Origin of the sequence: Streptomyces sp. 4N509B, from assembly GCF_052245655.1 — a bacterium.
Lineage (GTDB): Bacteria > Actinomycetota > Actinomycetes > Streptomycetales > Streptomycetaceae > Streptomyces.
This window is the reverse complement of sequence record NZ_JBQQBZ010000002.1, coordinates 167,564-184,046: the sequence shown is the minus strand read 5'-3', so window position 1 is coordinate 184,046 and position 16,483 is coordinate 167,564. Positions and strand designations below refer to the sequence as shown.

Genomic DNA, 16,483 nt, shown 5'->3' with positions numbered 1-16,483 from the left:
CCTAAGCTGCGCCGCAGTCTATGCCGTCCTCACCCCGACGTTAGCGCCCCCGACCGACAACGGGGGCCAGCGCAAGACCGGTTCACGAACTCGCAACCCGCGCACGGAGGCAACGCAGGAGTGCGGCGAGACGCGTGGGGGTGGTGGTGAGCACGACGCCGGGCTCCTCGCTCTCCCGAAGGTAGAGCCGATCCTCCGCCGCGTGGGCAACCTCTATGCAGTTCGCGTTGGGGTCACCGCTGCTGAAGCTGGACTTCCGCCACTCACGATCCGGCATGTGCCCCCTCCTTCAGCGTGTACAGCAGGTGTTGCACGAGCCCGAGCGATCCTGCGCCGAGTGCTCCCGCCGGGTCCAGTGGCGCGAGCGACACATTACTCAGTCGCTCGAAGTCGGACGTGAACCTGTCGATCCGGGCACGGTCGTCGAGGAAGACGGAGGTGACGGGGTGGTCGACGTAGACGGTGCTCAGCTCCGGCACTCCGACGTCGAGGATCGAGAACGGCGCACCCGGGGTGCCGGGGTGGGCCCTCGCGTTGAGGGGGAGCACCTGAATCGTGACGTTGGGGAACTGCGCCAGTTCCACCAGGTGCTCCAACTGGGACTGCATGACCTGGCGACTGACGAACTGCATGTGGAACGCCGTCTCGTGGATGACGGCGTGATAGCGGGACAGAGGGGTGTCGGTCAGGATCTGTTGACGTTGGAGGCGGAAGCCGACGTATTCGTCGATGGTCTTCGGGGGTGTGTGGGGATTCGTCCCGGTGAAGAGTGCGCGCATGTACTCCGGCGTCTGGAGCAGTCCGGGGACGTAGAGCCATTCGAACGATCGGTACGTGGTGACCGTGGACTCCAGTTCGGCCAGGTCGATGACGCGCCCGTCCATCAGCTTTCGGTATGTCGACCACCAGCCCTTGCCCGTGGCGAGAGACATCTCGACGAGTGCGTCGATTAACGCCGCACTAGTGCAACCGTATGCCTCGGCGAGTGCTCGCAGCCTGTGTTCGGAGCAGGCTGTTCTCCCGGCCTCGATGTTGCTCAGGTGCGGTGGCTGGAGGCCGACCTGTCGGCATACGTCGTTGCGCGAGACATCCGCGGCCTCGCGCAGCTTACGCAGCTCCCGGCCGAGTCGTCGCTGACGCTGGCTGATGTGTGTTCGTAGTCCCATGCTTCAACTCCCGCCCCAGCATCACTGTGTTGTACCGCTAAGGCGAATCGTTCACTCGATTGGGTGAGGAAAGGTGGGTGAGGTTGTATCTATTACCCGATGGAATCTACCGTCGTCGGCACCCCCATCCCATCGCGCCAGTGTCGAAGTACCCGGCCGCAAAAGGGAGATCGTCAGCATGTGCCCCACCCCCACCTCCGTCTCTGCACCCGTCCCCACCCCGCTCTCGCAGTTCTCGCTCACGTTCCCCCCGGAACCGTGCTGGGTTCGCGCCGCGCGTGACGCCGTGCGGACCGCGCTCGGGCCCGTGCTCGACGCCGAGTCCGTCGAGTCGGCGACGCTCCTCACCTCGGAACTCGTCACCAACGCCGTCGTCGCCTCGGCACGCGCCCCGATCTCCGTCCACGGCGAGTGGACGCCGACCGGAACGGTCCGCGTCCTCGTCCACGACCGCGCCCCCGGCACACCCGAACTGCCCGCGCGCCTGCCGTCCCCGGAGACGGACGAGCACGGCCGGGGCCTGCTGCTGATCTCCCTCCTCGCCACCGACTGGGGCGTCTGCCACCACGCCCCCGGCCTCGGCAAGATCGTCTGGTTCACCCTCTGCCGGAACGCCGCCGCAGCCTGCGCCGCAGCGCCCGAGCCCTCGCGTCGTCGAACCCGCTGACCCGACGCGGCGCCTCCTCTCGGGCGCCCCGGTGGACGCCGGCACGGCCGGCGCCCGCCTCGACGTCGTTCGGGATGGCGCGGATCGGGATGCCGAGCGCACGCGGGAAGAGGCGCGGGACGTGGACGGCTCGACGGGCGGACTGGTGGCGTGTCCCTGGAGTCGACATACGGAGTGGTGAAACCGGCGGCGGTGGGCCAGCACCACCCCGCCGGGCAGGGGAGCGGCGTGCCATGCCTACCGTCGGTGGTGACGAGGACGGTGGCGCCGCCGTCTCCGTCGTGGACCAGGATCCGGCGCGAGCACAGAAGGAGCACCTCCGTTGACCAGTCCGACCCCGGCTTCCGGCAGCTACTTCGAGCGCATCGACGAGAACCGGTACAAGCCCACCGCGCACGCGGGGGGCGCGTGGGATCCGGCGGAGATGCACTTCAGCCCGCTCGGCGGGCTCGTCGTCCACGCCGTCGAGCGGTTCCTGGCCGCGCGGGAGGGCGGCGACGCCGGGCTGGTGCTGTCGCGGATCAGCTACGACATCCTGGGGCGACTCGCGCTCGACGAGTGCGAGATCCGGGTGGAGGCGGTGCGGCCGGGGCGGACGATCGAGCTGCTGGAGGCCGTGGTGAGCATCGCCGGCCGTCCGGCGGTGCGGGCGCGGGCCTGGCTCCTCGCCCCGTGGGACACCGCCGCCGTCGCCGGGGGTGGCGACGAGCGGCTGCCGTCGCCCGACGACCTCGGGCCCTCGCCCCTGACCACGGTGTGGCCCGGCGGGTACGTTTCCTCGCTGGACGTGCGGCCGCTCCGGCCGCCGCTGCCCGGCCGGGCGACGGTGTGGGTCGCCAGCCCGCTCGCCCTCGTCGCCGGCGAGGCCGTCAGCCCGCTGGCCTCGTTCGTCGCGCTCGTCGACACCGCGAACGGGGTCGCCACGCGTCAGCCCCCCACCGTCTGGATGTATCCCAACGTCGACCTCACCGTGCACCTCCACCGCCAGCCCGAGGGCGGCTGGGTCGGGCTGGACACCACCGTCGTCTTCGGGCCGACGGGCCAGGGCATCACCAGCAGTGTCCTGCACGACCTCGCGGGCCCGGTGGGGCACGCGCAGCAGATGCTCACCGTCCGTCCCCTGCCGGGTGCCTGAGGGCTGCCCGGGACGGCCTCAGCCGCTGCTGCCGACGCACTCGTCGTTGCCGCCGCCGCTGCGGCACGGGCCGCCGCCGGTTCCGTCGTAGTGGCCGTAGTCCTCGGGAAGCTCGTCGGTGTCGGTGTCGGTGTCGCTGACGGACGGGGACGTGGGGTCGGGGCCCGTGGCGTCCTCGCGGGAGGCGAGGGCGAAGAGGGCCAGCAGGGCGCAGGCCGTGGCCACCAGGCCCTGGAGCACCCCGGAGACCGGGGCGCGTCGTATGAGGAGGGCACAGGTCAGCGCGGCGAACAGGGCCAGGCCGCCGAAGCCGATCACCGCGACCCGGTCCATGCCCGTCCCGCCGGACTCCGAGGCGCCCGACGGGTCGAGGGCCTCGTCCAGCCCGAGTCCGATGGCGAAGACGAGGACGGCCGCGACGGCGATCACGTCCACGAGGATCATGCCGACGACGAGGACCAGGTCGACGGCCCAGCGGACCCGCTCCTGCGAGGGGCGGGTCGGCGGTGGGGAAACCATGGCTCCAGCGTCCCAACCGCCGGGGTCGGGCGGATGAGTACATGGCCTCAGGGCGTACTCAGACGCGATGACGTGCGGCGACTCCGGCGTGCGGGCGGAGGGCGAAATGGTGTGGCGGACGAGGGGCGGGCGGATGATGCTCGGGGGATGACTGATCAGACGGATGAGACTCCAGGTGGCCATGGCGCGAAGCGGGGCGAGGGGGCGCGGGGTGGGTTCGCGTGGTCGAACCTCTTCCTCCACCCGGACGAGGACCCCCGCTCGGAGGGGCACTTCCGGGGGGAGCGGGACGTGCTCGTCGGATACCTGCGCGACCAGCGGCTGACGCTGGAGCTGAAGTGCGCCGGGCTGGACGTTGAGGCGCGGGCGCGGCGGGCGGTCGAGCCGTCGAAGCTGTCGCTGCTGGGCCTGGTGCGGCACATGGCGGACGTCGAGCACAGCTGGTTCCGGCGGGTGATGGCGGGGGAGGACGTGCCGGGGCCCTACCGCACCGACGACGACCGCGACGTGGCCTTCGACGGGGCCGTCGCCGACCCGGAGGTGGTCGCCGACGCGTGGGAGACGTGGCGCGAGAAGGTGGCGTACGCCGAGCGGTTCGTGGACGAGGCGCCCGACCTCGGCGTCACCGGCGTCGGGCGCGACGGGAAGCCGTTCGAACTGCGCGAGGTGATGGTGCACATGATCGAGGAGTACGCCCGGCACAACGGCCACGCCGACTTCCTGCGGGAGCGGATCGACGGGCGACTGGGCCAGTAACGCCTCAACAGTGGGGCCCAGGCAATAGGCCGAGCCAGCAGGGCCTCGGCCGGGCGGGGACGCCGGGTTCACCGCCCGGCCGGCGGCGTGGCCGCGCTCGTCAGGGACAGGTGCGTGGGCCCTGCCGCGATCCGGTGGGCTGCCGTCACGTGCGCCTGGTCGGGCAGCGGGGACGGTGCGGCCGGCTGGGCCGGCTGCGCCGGCTGTGCCGCCGCGCCTGGCTGTTCCGGCTGGGCTGGCTGGGCAGGCCGGGCCGCCGTCGAGGTGTCGCCCTCGGCGCCGCACAGGGCCCGCTCCATGTGCCGGACGATCGCGTCGTCGGCGGGATGGGGCTGGACGTTCCCCTCGGCGTCGAGGGTCTGGTACCGCTGGTGGTTGAGGCCGATGGCGGCCCGACGCTCCCCGTCGGCGCTGGAGTACGCGACGGTGCCCGAGCCCCACACGCTGCCGTTGTGCCCGAAGAAGGGGCCGCAGGCCGACTCGATCCTGAACACGCCCAGGCCGTACCCCGTCAGCTCGGGTGACGCGTCCTCGATCGGCACCGTCCGCAGCATCTCGTCCAGCTCGGCCGGCGCGAGCAGCCGCCCGTCGAAGAGCGCGGCGTGGAAGCGGTTGAGGTCGGACATGGTGGAGACGAGGGCCCCCGCGGTCCAGGTCCAGGACATGGAGTAGACGCTGAAGTCGCGTGGTGGGGAGATGAGGCCGTACATCTCCTCGTACATCCGCGCGTGGGGCCCGTCGATGTGCGGGGAGTCAGGGAAGTACGTGTCGCGCAGGCCGGCGCGGTCGATCACCTGCGCGGTGATGTACTCCTCGGCCGTCGTCCCGGTGATCCGCTCCAGCAGCAGGCCGGCGATGACGTAGTTGGTGTTGGAGTACGAGAAGCGCTCGCCGGGGGCGCCGGTCGCGGGCTCGGCCAGCCCCAGCTCGACGAGCGCCCGGGGGGCGGCCTCGCGGAAGCGGTTCTCGCGCATGCTGGCCGCCGACCCCTGTTCGAGGGAGGGGAACGCGGCCGGCAGGTAGTCCGCGATGCCGCTGGTGTGGTTCAGCAGCGAGCGGACCGTGACGGCGGGGTCGAGGCCGGCGGGAACGAGCTCCGGCAGGTGGTCGGCCACGGAGCCGTCGAGGTCGACTCGGCCCTCGCCGACGAGCCGCAGGAGGGCGACGGCCGTGAAGGTCTTCGTCACGCTGCCGACGCGGTGGTGCATCGTCGGCTCCACGGGCCGCTCCGTGCGGACGTTCGCGACGCCCGCGGCGCCCTGCCAGTGCTCCTCGCCGCGGCTCGCCGCGGAGTACGCGCCGAAGACGCCCGCCTCGTGGACGGCCAGGAGCGACGCGTCCAGTCCGTCGTCGAGCCCTCCGCTCGCGCGGTCCTCCGGCGGGGCGGCGGCATGGGGCGTCCCGGCCGCCGCCGCCTCCGTTGTCGCCACTTCCGTTGTCGCCGCCTCCGGTGCCGCCGCCTCGCTCGTCGGCGCCTCGGCCGCCGCCACCCCGGGGGCGGGCGCCGCCAGCAGGCCGACGGACAGCAGGGCCAGGAACGAGAGCAGGCCGGTCAGCGGCGCGCGGATGCGGCGGCGCGCGGTGAGGGGTGCGGGGCATCCGGACACGTGGAGTGACATACTCTGAGCCCTTCCACGATTACCTGACGAGTATGCACAGTTACGGAGAGTTGTTTTTCCTGTGCGTCTTTCTGCGGGGGCGCCGGGGCCGCCGGGCCGGTGACCTCGGCTGAACCGGCCGGTAGTCGCTGACGCATGATGTGTCTATGACGACTTTCGTGGAGTTTGACGGCGCGAAGCCCGAGGTTCACCCGGACGCCTGGGTCGCGCCCGGCGTCGTGCTCGTCGGCAGGACCAGCATCGCCGAGCGCGCCAGCGTCTGGTACGGGGCGGTGCTCCGCGCCGACATGGACAGCATCACGCTCGGCGCCCGCAGCAACATCCAGGACGGCTGCGTGGTCCACACCGACTTCGGCTTCCCGACGACCGTCGGAGAGGGCGTGAGCGTCGGGCACCGCGCGGTCCTGCACGGCTGCACCGTCGGCGACGACGTGCTCGTCGGCATGGGCGCGGTGGTGCTCAACGGCGCCCGCGTCGGCGACTCCTGCCTGATCGCGGCCGGCACGGTGGTGCTGGAGGGCACCGAGATCCCGCCGGGATCGCTGGTGGCCGGCGTGCCGGGCAAGGTGCGGCGGCAGCTGACGGACGAGGAACGGGAGCGGCTGCGCGTCAACGCGCAGCACTACCTCGACCTGTCAGCCGCCCACGCCGCCAGCCATGCCAACGGACACGCCACCGGTCACGACGTCCCATAGCGGTGCCCGCGCGGCGCTGTTCGCCGCTGCTCACCGCCGATCTCCGCCGATCTCCGCCGATCACCGCCGATCACCGCCGGGTCCGCACGTCACGCATCGCCGGCGTCCCCGGCGTCTCTGACGTTCCCGGTGCCCCCGGCATCCCCGGTGCCCCCGGCGTCCCCCGCGTCCACGGACACGCCCCGGTAGGCGGGCGCCCGGCGCGGCCCCTGGCGGGCGTGGCGCGCCAGCAGCGGCAGGGTCCGCGGCGCCACCACCGTCGACAGCGTGATGACGCTCGTCGAGCGCGCGACGCCGGGAAAGCGGTTGAGCTGGAGCAGGACCTGCTGGAGGTCCTCGTGGGAGGAGGTCGCGACGCGGCACAGCACGTCGGCTGACCCCGTCGTCGCGTACGCCTCCAGTACGGCGGGAAGCGCCGTCAACGCGGTGGCGACCTCGTCGAGCGCGCCCTGGGCGATCTCCAGCGTCACGAACGCGTGCACGGGGAACCCGGCGGCGGCGACGTTCACCTCCGGTCCGTAGCCGGTGACGATGCCCGCGCGTTCCATCCGGTCCAGCCGGGCCTGGACCGTGCCGCGCGCCACGCCGAGCGTGCGGGACAGCTCCAGGATCCCGGCGCGGCGGCTGGCCGCCATCGCGCGCAGCAGGTCCACGTCGAGGGCGTCGAGCTCCACGGTGCCTCTACCTCCCTCGGTCGAATGGTCGCCTGTCCTGAGCCGATGGTAAGTGGGCAGACTGCCCAGCGGGAACGGGCACCTGCCCGGCGATCTGGACAGTCGTATCAGACGGATGCGTCGTGCTTGCGAGGAATCGCGGCACGCGGTGTCCTGGGGACATGAGTGCTGACGTGACCCTGACGAACGAGGAGCGGGCGGCCCAACTCGACATCCAGCAGCTGCGGCAGCTCGTCGGCCTCGTGGAGTACGACGCGGAGGGCGACCCCTTCCCGGTCGCCGGCTGGGACGCGGTGGTGTGGGCGGTCGGGAACGCCGCACAGGCCGCGCTCTACTACCAGACCGTCTTCGGCATGGAACTCGTCGCCTACTCGGGACCCGAGACCGGCAACCGCGACCACCACGCCTACGTGCTGCGCTCCGGCGCGGTCCGGTTCGTCGTCAAGGGCGGCGTCGACCCCGGGAGTCCGCTGCTGGAACACCACCGGCGGCACGGCGACGGCGTCATCGACGTCGCCCTGGACGTGCCCGACGTGGACCGCTGCGTGGCGCACGCGCGGGAGGCGGGCGCGCGGATCCTGACCGAACCGCACGACCTCTCCGACGAGCACGGCACCGTCCGCGTCGCCGCCCTCGCCACGTACGGCGACACCCGGCACAGCCTGGTGGACCGCTCCCGCTACTCGGGGCCCTACCTGCCGGGCTACGTGGCCCGCTCCTCCGGCTACGTCAAGCCGAGCGGCGAGCCGCGGCGGCTCTTCCAGGCCCTCGACCACGTCGTCGGCAACGTGGAGCTGGGACGCATGGACGAGTGGGTCTCCTTCTACAACAGCGTCATGGGCTTCACGAACATGGCCGAGTTCATCGGCGACGACATCGCCACCGACTACTCGGCGCTGATGAGCAAGGTCGTCGCCAACGGCAACCACCGCGTGAAGTTCCCCCTCAACGAACCGGCCGTCGGGAGGAAGCGCTCGCAGATCGACGAGTACCTCGACTTCTACGGCGGACCCGGCGTGCAGCACCTGGCGCTGGCGACGAACGACATCGTGAGGACGGTCGACGTGCTGCGGGCCAAGGGCGTGGAGTTCCTGGCCACCCCCGACAGCTACTACAACGACCCACAGCTGCGCGCCCGCATCGGCGAGGTCCGCGTGCCGGTCGAGGAACTGCGCGCCCGGGGCATCCTCGTCGACCGCGACGAGGACGGCTACCTGCTCCAGATCTTCACCAAGCCGATCGGCGACCGGCCCACGGTCTTCTTCGAGTTCATCGAGCGCCACGGCTCCCTCGGCTTCGGGAAGGGCAACTTCAAGGCGCTCTTCGAGGCCATCGAGCGGGAACAGGCCCGCCGGGGCAACTTCTGACCCGCGACGTCTGACCCGCGACGTCTCACCGCGACGTCTGGCCCGCGGCGGCCCGGCGTTGGACCGGCGCGGACCGGTGCGGACCGGTGCGGACCGGCGCCGGTGCGGCATGCGCCAGGGCCGCCGCGGGCAGCAGAGGGTGGGCCGGATCAGCGAACGGTGGAGGCAAGCGTGGGGAGCATCGTCGACGAACTCGACCTGAACGGACACCCGTTCGGGCCGCAGACCCTGCCCTACGGCAGCTTCACCACCCCGGGCCGGCCCGAGCCGCGCCTCGGCGTGCGGGTGGGGGACGAGCGGGTGCTCGACCTGACGGCCGCCGCCGAGCCGCTCCTGCCGGAGCACGCCCCGCTGCTGGAGGAGGGCACCCTCGACCGGCTGCTGGCCGCCGGACCCGAAACCTGGGCGCGGGTGCGGGCAGCGGTGACCGAATGGCTGACGGAGGGACGCCACCGCGACCGGATCGTCCCACTGCTCGTCCCGGCCGAGGCCGCGCGGCCACGGCTGCCGTTCACCGTCGCGGACTACGTCGACTTCTACGCCAGCGAGCACCACGCCACGAACCTCGGCCGCATCCTCCGCCCCGGCGGGGAGCCGCTCACACCGAACTGGCGGCACATGCCCATCGGCTACCACGGGCGGGCCGGCACCGTCGTGGTGTCCGGCACGCCGGTCACCCGCCCGGCCGGGCAGCGCCGCGAGCCGGACGGCACCATCAGCCACGGGCCCTCGCGCCGGCTCGACTTCGAGGCCGAGGTCGGCTTCGTCGTCGGCACCGCGTCGCGGCCCGGCCGGCCCGTGCCGCTGGCCGAGGCCGACCGTCACCTCTTCGGAGTCTGCCTGGTCAACGACTGGTCCGCCCGCGACATCCAGGCGTGGGAGTACGTGCCGCTGGGGCCGTTCCTCGGGAAGTCGTTCGCCACCTCCGTCTCGCCGTGGGTCGTGCCGCTCGCCGCGCTCGACCACGCCCGGGTGGCGCCGCCGCCGCGCGAGCCGCGCCCGCTGCCCTACCTCGACGACACCGCGCTGTCCCCGCCGTGGGGTCTGGACCTGAAGCTCACGGTCGAACTGAACGGCCACCGCCTCTCCCACCCCCCGGCGGCCGGCCTGTACTGGACCGCCGCCCAGCAGCTCGCCCACCTCACGGCGAACGGCGCCTGGCTGCGCCCCGGCGACCTCCTCGCCTCGGGCACCGTCAGCGGGCCGGAGCGCGACCAGCGGGGCTCGCTGATCGAGCTGACGTGGAACGGCGCGGAGCCACTGACGCTGCCCGACGGGACGACGCGCGCCTTCCTCGCCGACGGCGACGAGATCACCGTCACCGCCACGGCCCCGGGGCCCGCCGGCGCCCGAATCGGGTTGGGTGAGGTCCGCGGCCGTGTGGTCAGATGGGGCACATGACGCACCAGAACGCCCAGAACGCCCAGAAGGACCAGAAGGGGCGGGAGTCCTCAGCCGCCACCGCGGACCCCACGGCCACCGCGGCCCCCACGGCACCGCCGGCGACCGTGGCACCGTCCGCCCTGACGGACCTGCGGATACGTGCCGGCGGCAGCGCCGACGTCGAGGCCGTGCTGGCGTTCTGGGCGGCGGCGGCCGAGGGCGTGAGCGTCAGTGACGACCCGGCCGGGGTGTACAACCTCGTCACCCGGGACCCCGAGGCGCTGCTCCTCGCCGAAGGGCCCGACGGGCAGCTCGTCGGCACCGTCATCGCCGGCTTCGACGGCTGGCGCTGCCACCTCTACCGCCTCGCCGTCGCCCCCGAGCACCGTCGCCGGGGCGTGGCCACCGCCCTGCTGGCCGCCGCGGAACAGCGCTTCGCCGCGCTGGGAGGCCGCCGGGCCGACGCCATGGTGCTGCACGACAACGACCTCGCGCACCGCGCCTGGCACGCCCGCGGCTACGCGCCCCAGTCCGAATGGGGCCGGTGGGTCAAGCCGCTGGCGCGCTGAGCCTCGCCGAACTCAGCCGACCTCCGCCGAACTCGGTTGGGCTCAGCCGAACCCAGCTGAACGCCGCTCAGAACGCGGGCGACCAGGGCCCGGACAGAGCCCGGGCTCGGACGCCCCACCACAGCCGATGAGTTCTCCCTCCCCACCGGGTCAGATACGGGTGGAGGTGAGGGCCATGACGGCAGGAAGAGACCCGACCGCGGACCCGGCGCGGCACACGCTCGGGGACGGGGTCCTGTTCGTGGTGCGAGGGCCCGTGGCACGGCCCGACGTCCCGGGGCTCTGCGAACGGCTGCGGCGGCGGCTGGCGGACCACGGCGGCGACACGGCCGTGACCGTGGACGTCGGTCAGCTCGCCACGGCTGACGTCGTCGCGATCGACGTGCTCGCGCGGCTACGCCTGACGGCGCGGCGGCCCGTGCGGTTCGTGAACGTGCCGCCCCGGCTGCGGGACCTGATGGAGTTCGTCGGTCTGGGTCACCTCTTACACGTCGAGACGGAGGGGGAGGCCGAACGCGGTGAAGATGTGCGGCACGTCGGGCACCGGGTCCCCGGGGGCGAGCCGCCCCTGGTCGACCTCGATGATCTGCTGGGCCTCGGGCGTCAGGAAGATCGTGATGTCGCTGACCCTGCCGTCGGAGACCTCTAGCACCTGGAGCGCCCACGGGACGTAACCGTCGCCGTCGGGGGAGACGCGGTACTGCGCGAAGGCCGGGCAGCCGTTGGCCGACGTCGGTATGAGACGGGAGCCGCGGCAGCCGTGGCCCGGCCCGAGCATCCAGGCCGCGATCTCCTCCGGGCCGCGCAGCCACAGCTCGTACGGCGGCATCGACTGGGTGGCGTCCGTGTGGAGCAGGGTGGTCAGGGCGCTGATGTCGTACTGCTCGAAGGCCTGGAGGTACTTCGTCAGCAGCTCCCGGTGCTCCTCCGACAGGCTCGCCCCGTCAGCCGAGCCGGCAGCGCCCGAGTCCATCGCGGCCGAGGCGCTGCCGGACTCGGTCAGGCCGGTGGCGGCCAGGGTGGCGCGGGCCCGCTGGAGCGCGCTGTTCACCGAGGCGACCGTGGTGCCGAGCAGCTCCGCCACCTCGCTCGCCTTCCAGGCCAGCACCTCGCGCAGGATCAGCACCGCCCGCTGCTTGGCCGGCAGGTGCTGGAGGGCGGCGATCAGCGCCAGCCGCACCGACTCCCGGGCCTCGGCCCGCTCGGCGGGATCGGCCGGCAGGGCGCGGCTGTCCGGCATCGGCTCCACCCACGCCGTCTCCGGCAGCGGCGGGTGCAGGGTGGCGGAGGAGACGGACACGGGCGAGGACAGGTCCATCGGCCGGGCACGGCGCTTGCTGCTGTCCAGCATGGTCAGGCAGACGTTCGTCGCGATCCGGTACATCCAGGAGCGCAGGCTGGAGCGGCCCTCGAACTTGTCGTAGGCCCGCCAGGCGCGGACCATCGTCTCCTGGACGGCGTCCTCGGCCTCGAAGGACGAGCCGAGCATCCGGTAGCAGTACCCGGTCAGCTCGGTGCGGAACTGGTCCAGCTCTGTCTCCACCGGAGACAGCGTGGTGGTCGTGGTGTTCATCAGTGCTCCCTGTCTGCCTGCCTCGCCACGCCTCGCGCGCTGACGCCTGGCTCTCCACGCCTGGCTCTCCACGACGGTCGCTCGCATGACGTCCACGTGGGATCCCACCGTAGCCATGGGGTCTGACAATCGACCCGATCCCCGCGGAGCGAGTCGCGAGCGAAGGACGAAACCCCAGCTCAGGAGGCGCCGAGCTCGATGGCGATGGCCTGCGCGTCCTGCGCGTCGAAGCCGCCGCTGATCTCCACCTCGCCGCCGTCGATGCGTCCGGTGACCAGTGGCGCCGCGAGCAGCATGTCCTCGCCGAGCACCATGGCCAGCTGGTTCGCCGGCGCCGGCTCCTTCGCCACCCGCTCGGTCAGCTCGCCGAAGCGGACGGCGTCGCGTTCCAGCAGCGTGACCCGTACCGCCCAGCCGCCGGACGCCTCGCTGAAGACCGCCTCGGCCGGGCCGGCCAGGCGCGTGACCTCCATGCCGCTCGCCACGTCGAGCGTCAGGCACTGGCCCTGGTCCGGGTCGTCGAGGGTGACCGGCGGGCGCGGGCTGCCGCAGGCGCCGGGCAGCGCGTGCCGGACGGGGACGAAGGCGAGCGGCTCCATCAGGACGGCCGGGCCCGTGGCCGCCGCGCCGTCGTCCGACACGCCACCCTCGCCCTCGGCGCTCTCCGCCGCGAGGTCGCCCTTCTCCTCGCCGCCGCTGAGGCGGAGCGCCAGGATCGTCAGGACGACTCCGAGGACGGTGAGGAGCGCGAGGCTCGCCACCACGGGGGCGCGCGCCGGACCGCGTCCGGGTTCGTGTCCGGGGACGTACTCGGGACCCTGCCCGGGGAGGCCCGGACCGTTCCCGGGGTGCCCCGAACCATGTCCGGGGTGCCCCGGACCGTGACCGGAGGGCCCGGCCGGAGACCCGTCACCCCCGGGCCCCCACGGGCCCTGCGGCGCGCCACCCGCGCCCGGCCCAGCACCCATGCTCATCGTGCCTCCCCCTCGTGGGACCCGACGCCTACAGTTGGCTCGTCACAAGCTACTGCACTGGTCGGCGGCACACCGGGGTTCGCGCAGGGGGTTCGTACGTCATGGTCGGGATGAGGGGCGAGGTGCTGGGGGGCCGGTACCGGATCGGGGAGCTCCTGGGCGAGGGCGGCATGGGCAGCGTCTGGGAGGCGCTCGACCTGCGGCTGGAGCGTCCCGTCGCCCTGAAGGTCGTCGGCGCGGGCCTCGGCACCGGCACCGTCGGCGGCGACCCGCGCCTGGCGGAACGCTTCCAGCGCGAGGCCAGGCTCCTGGCCAAGCTGTCCAGCCCGTACATCGTCACGGTGCACGACTTCGGTGACGACGTCTTCGACCACCGCCCGGTGCTGTACCTGGTGATGGAACGTCTCGCCGGCCGTTCGCTCGACCAGATCCTGTCGCGGGAGCTGCCGCCGCTGTCGGACGTGGCCCGCTGGGGCGAGCAGATCTGCCGCGCCCTCGCCGTCGCCCACGACGCGGGCGTGGTCCACCGCGACCTGAAGCCCGCCAACGTCATGGTCGGCCCCGACGGGCTCGCCCGCGTCCTGGACTTCGGCATCGCCGCCGTCCTCGCCGAGTCCACCGACCACGCCCGCCTGACCTCCACCGGCGTGGTCCTGGGCACCCCCTCGTACATGGCGCCCGAGCAGATCGAGGGCACCGGGATCTCCGCCAGGAGTGACCTGTACGCGCTGGGCTGCGTGCTCTACGCCCTCGCCACCGGCCGGCCCCCCTTCCGCGGCTCCCTCTACCAGCTGCTGCGCCAACAGCTGGAGGACCAGGCGCCGCCCCCCAGCACGCTCCGCCAGGGGCTGCCGCCCGCCTGGGACCAGCTGATCTCCGAGCTGTTGGCCAAGCGCCCGGCCGAGCGACCGGGCAGCGCCACGGAGATCGCGGAGCGGCTGGGGGAGCTGGCCTCGCGGCCCGATCGGGCGCTGCCCTCCCAGGCGACCGCCGCCACCGTCGTGTACCGGCCGACCGGGATGGACCCCCGGGCGGTGCTGCTCGCCAGCTGTCCGCACCCGGACGGCGGGCGGCTGCCGCTGGCCACGGGGCAGCGCATGCGGCTGGAGGACGTGCTGCCGGGCGTGAACCGCTTCACCGTCGGCGTCGACTGGAAGGCCCGCAAGGGCGCCGGCATGGAGGTCGACCCGAGCGCCCTCATCGTCGACCGGGCGGGGCGGGTCCTCTCCGACCAGCACTTCATCTTCTACAACAACACCGACCAGGGCGCCTTCGGCATCCGCATGGCCAGCGACGAGCCCGAGGCCCGCTTCGCGGTGCGCCTCGACCGCCTGGAGGCCCAGCCGCGGGCCTGGCGGGTGCTGTTCGTGCTCTCGATCCACGACGCCGAGGCCCGCGGCCACGACATGGCCATGGTGCGGGTGCCGCACATCCGGCTGATGGAGACGGACAGGGCCGACGCCGAGCTGCTGTGCTACGGCTTCCCCTTCGGGCCACGGGGCCGCACCGCGCTCACCCTCGGCGAGCTGGTCAGGGACGAGGACGGCGAGGGGTGGGCGTTCTCGGCCACCAGCCGCGCCTACACCGGCGGGCTGGCGGAGATCGCCGAGACCCACGGCGTGGACATCTCGCCCGACCCCGCGACCTGATACCCAGGGAGCCTCCCGGCTCCCAGACCAGCTACCTGAGCAGGCGGGACATGCGGCGGTCGGCCAGCGGCCTGCCGCCCGTCTGGCAGCGCGGGCAGTACTGGAGGGAGGAGTCGGCGAACGACACCTCGCGGACGGTGTCCCCGCAGACCGGACAGGGCTGCCCGGTCCTGCCGTGGACGCGCAGCCCCGTCTTCTTCTCCGCCTTCAACTCCCCGGCGGCCAGCCCACGGGACCGCTCGACGGCATCCCGCAGCGTGTCGACCATGGCGGCGTGCAGGGCGGCGACCTCGTCCTCGTCCAGGCGCGCAGCCAGCCGGAACGGCGACAGCCGCGCGGCGTGAAGGATCTCGTCGGAGTACGCGTTGCCGATGCCGGCCAGGACGCCCTGGTCCCGCAGCACGCCCTTGACCTGGCGCCGGTCCTCCCGCAGCAGCGCCGCGAACGCTTCGGGCGTGAGCGCCGAATCCAACGGATCGGGCCCGAGCCGCGCCACCCCCGGCACCTCGGCGGGATCGCGCACGCACCACACCGCCAGCCGCTTCTGGGTGCCCTGCTCGGTGAGGTCGAAGCCGCCGCCGGCGGGGGAGTCGAGACCGACGCGCAGCGCCAGCGCACCCCTGCCACCCGGCCGGGGCGCGGCGGTGGGCAGCGCGTCCCGCCACCGCAGCCACCCGGCCCGCGCCAGGTGCACGACGAGGTGCAGCCCGTCCGCTCCCGCGTCCGCGCCGCTCCCCGCCCCACTCCCTGCCTCCGCGCCGCTCCCCGTCTCCGCCTCCGTGCCGCCGTCCAGCGCGACGTCGAGGAACTTCCCGTGCCGCGTCACCCCCGTCACCGTCCGCCCCTCGGCGGCGGACAGCGGCGGCTCGTACGTCTTCAGCACGTGGAAGGCGACCGGCACGACACGCTCCACCCGCCGCCCCACCAGACGATCGGTGAGAAAGGAACGCAACGCCTCGACCTCGGGCAACTCCGGCATGCCCCCAACGCTAACGCGTCACCGCTTCCTCACCACCGTGACGCCGTCGCGCAGCGGCAGTATCACCGACTCCACGCGCGGATCGGCGGCGATCGTGGCGTTGACCTCGCGGATCGCCCGGTCCCCGGAGCCCGTCGCGGAGGGGTCGACGACGCGGCCCTCGCGCAGCACGTTGTCCAGGACGATGACGCCTCCCGGGCGCAGACGGACGACAAGCTCCTCGTAGTACACCGGGTACCCCTCCTTGTCCGCGTCGATGAAGGCGAAGTCGATCGTCTCCTCGCGCGGCAGCGCCCGCAGCGTCTCGGCGGCCGGGGCCAGGCGCAGCTCGATGCGGTCCGCGACGCCGGCGCGCTCCCAGTACCGCCGGGCGATCGCGGTCCACTCCTCGCTCACGTCACAGGCCAGCAGATGCCCGTCCGGTGGCAGCGCGCGGGCCACGCACAGCGACGAGTACCCCGTGAACGTGCCGACCTCGACGGCCCGCCGCGCGCCCACCAGCCGCGCCAGCAGCGCGAGGAACGCCCCCTCGTCATGCGTGATCTGCATGCTGGTGTGCCTGGGCAGCGTGCGGTGGGTCTCCTCCGCGAGGTCCCGCAGCACCTCGTCGGCGGCGGGGGTGGCGTGGGCGATCAGATAGTCGGACAGGGCGGGGTGGGTGATCGGGAAGGCGGGGGAGCCGGAAGAGCCAGGTGAGGGCGATGACGTCGAGTCCATGAACGTGACTCTACGGTGACCTTCTGACAACGGCGGGCTCC

The 16,483-nt window shown here is 73.0% G+C and carries 17 protein-coding genes and 1 pseudogene; 9 read left to right on the top strand and 9 right to left on the bottom strand.

What is annotated here, in order from left to right; genetic code table 11:
- Positions 1 to 82: 82 nt before the first annotated feature.
- Positions 83 to 277, bottom strand: a complete 195-nt coding sequence (locus ACTWP5_RS02950) for a DUF397 domain-containing protein (protein ID WP_443219087.1) — start codon at positions 275 to 277, stop codon at positions 83 to 85.
- A complete protein-coding gene (locus ACTWP5_RS02945; RefSeq protein ID WP_443219086.1) occupies positions 264 to 1,166 on the bottom strand; it encodes a helix-turn-helix domain-containing protein in 903 nt (300 codons plus the stop codon). Before ACTWP5_RS02945 ends, ACTWP5_RS02950 begins: the two co-directional genes overlap by 14 nt.
- A gap of 178 nt (positions 1,167 to 1,344) precedes the next feature.
- On the opposite strand from ACTWP5_RS02945, the gene ACTWP5_RS02940 reads away from it, so the two are divergent.
- Positions 1,345 to 1,833 carry an ATP-binding protein gene (locus ACTWP5_RS02940; RefSeq protein ID WP_443219085.1) on the top strand — a complete coding sequence of 163 codons (489 nt, stop codon included), beginning with the start codon at positions 1,345 to 1,347 and terminating at the stop codon, positions 1,831 to 1,833.
- A 322-nt stretch (positions 1,834 to 2,155) separates the two neighbouring features.
- On the top strand, positions 2,156 to 2,968 hold the full coding sequence (locus ACTWP5_RS02935) for a thioesterase family protein (RefSeq protein WP_443219084.1): 813 nt from the start codon (positions 2,156 to 2,158) through the stop codon (positions 2,966 to 2,968).
- An 18-nt stretch (positions 2,969 to 2,986) separates the two neighbouring features.
- On the opposite strand, the gene ACTWP5_RS02930 is transcribed toward ACTWP5_RS02935, so the two are convergent.
- The gene (locus ACTWP5_RS02930) at positions 2,987 to 3,487 is read right to left on the bottom strand and encodes a DUF6234 family protein (protein WP_443219083.1); all 501 of its coding nucleotides are present in this window, start codon (positions 3,485 to 3,487) and stop codon (positions 2,987 to 2,989) included.
- Between the two features lie 147 nt (positions 3,488 to 3,634).
- On the opposite strand from ACTWP5_RS02930, the gene ACTWP5_RS02925 reads away from it, so the two are divergent.
- Positions 3,635 to 4,243 (top strand): DinB family protein, encoded by a 609-nt coding sequence (locus tag ACTWP5_RS02925; RefSeq protein WP_443219082.1) that lies wholly within the window; start codon positions 3,635 to 3,637, stop codon positions 4,241 to 4,243.
- 68 nt (positions 4,244 to 4,311) lie between these two features.
- Here the strand turns inward: ACTWP5_RS02925 and ACTWP5_RS02920 are convergent, their stop codons facing one another.
- Positions 4,312 to 5,862 (bottom strand): serine hydrolase domain-containing protein, encoded by a 1,551-nt coding sequence (locus ACTWP5_RS02920; RefSeq protein ID WP_443219081.1) that lies wholly within the window; start codon positions 5,860 to 5,862, stop codon positions 4,312 to 4,314.
- A gap of 146 nt (positions 5,863 to 6,008) precedes the next feature.
- On the opposite strand from ACTWP5_RS02920, the gene ACTWP5_RS02915 reads away from it, so the two are divergent.
- Positions 6,009 to 6,557 (top strand): gamma carbonic anhydrase family protein, encoded by a 549-nt coding sequence (locus tag ACTWP5_RS02915; RefSeq protein ID WP_443219080.1) that lies wholly within the window; start codon positions 6,009 to 6,011, stop codon positions 6,555 to 6,557.
- A gap of 89 nt (positions 6,558 to 6,646) precedes the next feature.
- Here ACTWP5_RS02915 and ACTWP5_RS02910 read toward each other — a convergent pair whose 3' ends face one another.
- Positions 6,647 to 7,231, bottom strand: a complete 585-nt coding sequence (locus tag ACTWP5_RS02910) for an Lrp/AsnC family transcriptional regulator (protein ID WP_443219079.1) — start codon at positions 7,229 to 7,231, stop codon at positions 6,647 to 6,649.
- A gap of 161 nt (positions 7,232 to 7,392) precedes the next feature.
- Between ACTWP5_RS02910 and hppD the strand changes: the two genes are divergently transcribed.
- The 4 genes and pseudogenes from hppD to ACTWP5_RS02890 form a co-directional block, all read left to right on the top strand.
- On the top strand, positions 7,393 to 8,598 hold the full coding sequence (gene hppD, locus ACTWP5_RS02905) for a 4-hydroxyphenylpyruvate dioxygenase (RefSeq protein WP_443219078.1): 1,206 nt from the start codon (positions 7,393 to 7,395) through the stop codon (positions 8,596 to 8,598).
- Positions 8,599 to 8,769: 171 nt separating this feature from the next.
- On the top strand, positions 8,770 to 9,999 hold the full coding sequence (gene fahA, locus ACTWP5_RS02900; RefSeq protein WP_443219077.1) for a fumarylacetoacetase: 1,230 nt from the start codon (positions 8,770 to 8,772) through the stop codon (positions 9,997 to 9,999).
- Positions 10,000 to 10,121: 122 nt separating this feature from the next.
- Positions 10,122 to 10,550: a GNAT family N-acetyltransferase gene (locus ACTWP5_RS02895; protein WP_443219328.1), complete on the top strand. Its 429-nt coding sequence runs from the start codon at positions 10,122 to 10,124 to the stop codon at positions 10,548 to 10,550.
- Positions 10,551 to 10,677: 127 nt separating this feature from the next.
- Positions 10,678 to 10,965: pseudogene (locus tag ACTWP5_RS02890) on the top strand (hypothetical protein); the annotation flags it as partial.
- 69 nt (positions 10,966 to 11,034) lie between these two features.
- Here the strand turns inward: ACTWP5_RS02890 and ACTWP5_RS02885 are convergent.
- Both ACTWP5_RS02885 and ACTWP5_RS02880 read right to left on the bottom strand, forming a co-directional pair.
- Positions 11,035 to 12,123 carry a sigma-70 family RNA polymerase sigma factor gene (locus tag ACTWP5_RS02885; protein ID WP_443219076.1) on the bottom strand — a complete coding sequence of 363 codons (1,089 nt, stop codon included), beginning with the start codon at positions 12,121 to 12,123 and terminating at the stop codon, positions 11,035 to 11,037.
- Between the two features lie 179 nt (positions 12,124 to 12,302).
- On the bottom strand, positions 12,303 to 12,887 hold the full coding sequence (locus ACTWP5_RS02880; RefSeq protein ID WP_443219075.1) for a SecDF P1 head subdomain-containing protein: 585 nt from the start codon (positions 12,885 to 12,887) through the stop codon (positions 12,303 to 12,305).
- Between the two features lie 311 nt (positions 12,888 to 13,198).
- Here ACTWP5_RS02880 and ACTWP5_RS02875 point away from each other — a divergent pair, with 311 nt between their 5' ends.
- Positions 13,199 to 14,746 carry a protein kinase domain-containing protein gene (locus tag ACTWP5_RS02875; protein ID WP_443219074.1) on the top strand — a complete coding sequence of 516 codons (1,548 nt, stop codon included), beginning with the start codon at positions 13,199 to 13,201 and terminating at the stop codon, positions 14,744 to 14,746.
- A 31-nt stretch (positions 14,747 to 14,777) separates the two neighbouring features.
- Here ACTWP5_RS02875 and ACTWP5_RS02870 read toward each other — a convergent pair whose 3' ends face one another.
- Positions 14,778 to 15,725 (bottom strand): Fpg/Nei family DNA glycosylase, encoded by a 948-nt coding sequence (locus tag ACTWP5_RS02870; protein WP_443219073.1) that lies wholly within the window; start codon positions 15,723 to 15,725, stop codon positions 14,778 to 14,780.
- 18 nt (positions 15,726 to 15,743) lie between these two features.
- Complete coding sequence (locus tag ACTWP5_RS02865) at positions 15,744 to 16,442, bottom strand: O-methyltransferase (RefSeq protein ID WP_443219072.1); 699 nt, start codon at positions 16,440 to 16,442, stop codon at positions 15,744 to 15,746.
- Between the last annotated feature and the right edge of the window lie 41 nt (positions 16,443 to 16,483).

Coding starts and splice junctions, on each gene's coding strand:
- ACTWP5_RS02950 (WP_443219087.1), bottom strand. CDS start 277: ATGCCGGATCGTGAGTGGCGGAAGTCCAGCTTCAGCAGCGGTGACCCC.
- ACTWP5_RS02945 (WP_443219086.1), bottom strand. CDS start 1,166: ATGGGACTACGAACACACATCAGCCAGCGTCAGCGACGACTCGGCCGG.
- ACTWP5_RS02940 (WP_443219085.1), top strand. CDS start 1,345: ATGTGCCCCACCCCCACCTCCGTCTCTGCACCCGTCCCCACCCCGCTC.
- ACTWP5_RS02930 (WP_443219083.1), bottom strand. CDS start 3,487: ATGGTTTCCCCACCGCCGACCCGCCCCTCGCAGGAGCGGGTCCGCTGG.
- ACTWP5_RS02925 (WP_443219082.1), top strand. CDS start 3,635: ATGACTGATCAGACGGATGAGACTCCAGGTGGCCATGGCGCGAAGCGG.
- ACTWP5_RS02920 (WP_443219081.1), bottom strand. CDS start 5,862: ATGTCACTCCACGTGTCCGGATGCCCCGCACCCCTCACCGCGCGCCGC.
- ACTWP5_RS02915 (WP_443219080.1), top strand. CDS start 6,009: ATGACGACTTTCGTGGAGTTTGACGGCGCGAAGCCCGAGGTTCACCCG.
- hppD (WP_443219078.1), top strand. CDS start 7,393: ATGAGTGCTGACGTGACCCTGACGAACGAGGAGCGGGCGGCCCAACTC.
- ACTWP5_RS02885 (WP_443219076.1), bottom strand. CDS start 12,123: ATGAACACCACGACCACCACGCTGTCTCCGGTGGAGACAGAGCTGGAC.
- ACTWP5_RS02875 (WP_443219074.1), top strand. CDS start 13,199: ATGGTCGGGATGAGGGGCGAGGTGCTGGGGGGCCGGTACCGGATCGGG.
- ACTWP5_RS02870 (WP_443219073.1), bottom strand. CDS start 15,725: ATGCCGGAGTTGCCCGAGGTCGAGGCGTTGCGTTCCTTTCTCACCGAT.
- ACTWP5_RS02865 (WP_443219072.1), bottom strand. CDS start 16,442: ATGGACTCGACGTCATCGCCCTCACCTGGCTCTTCCGGCTCCCCCGCC.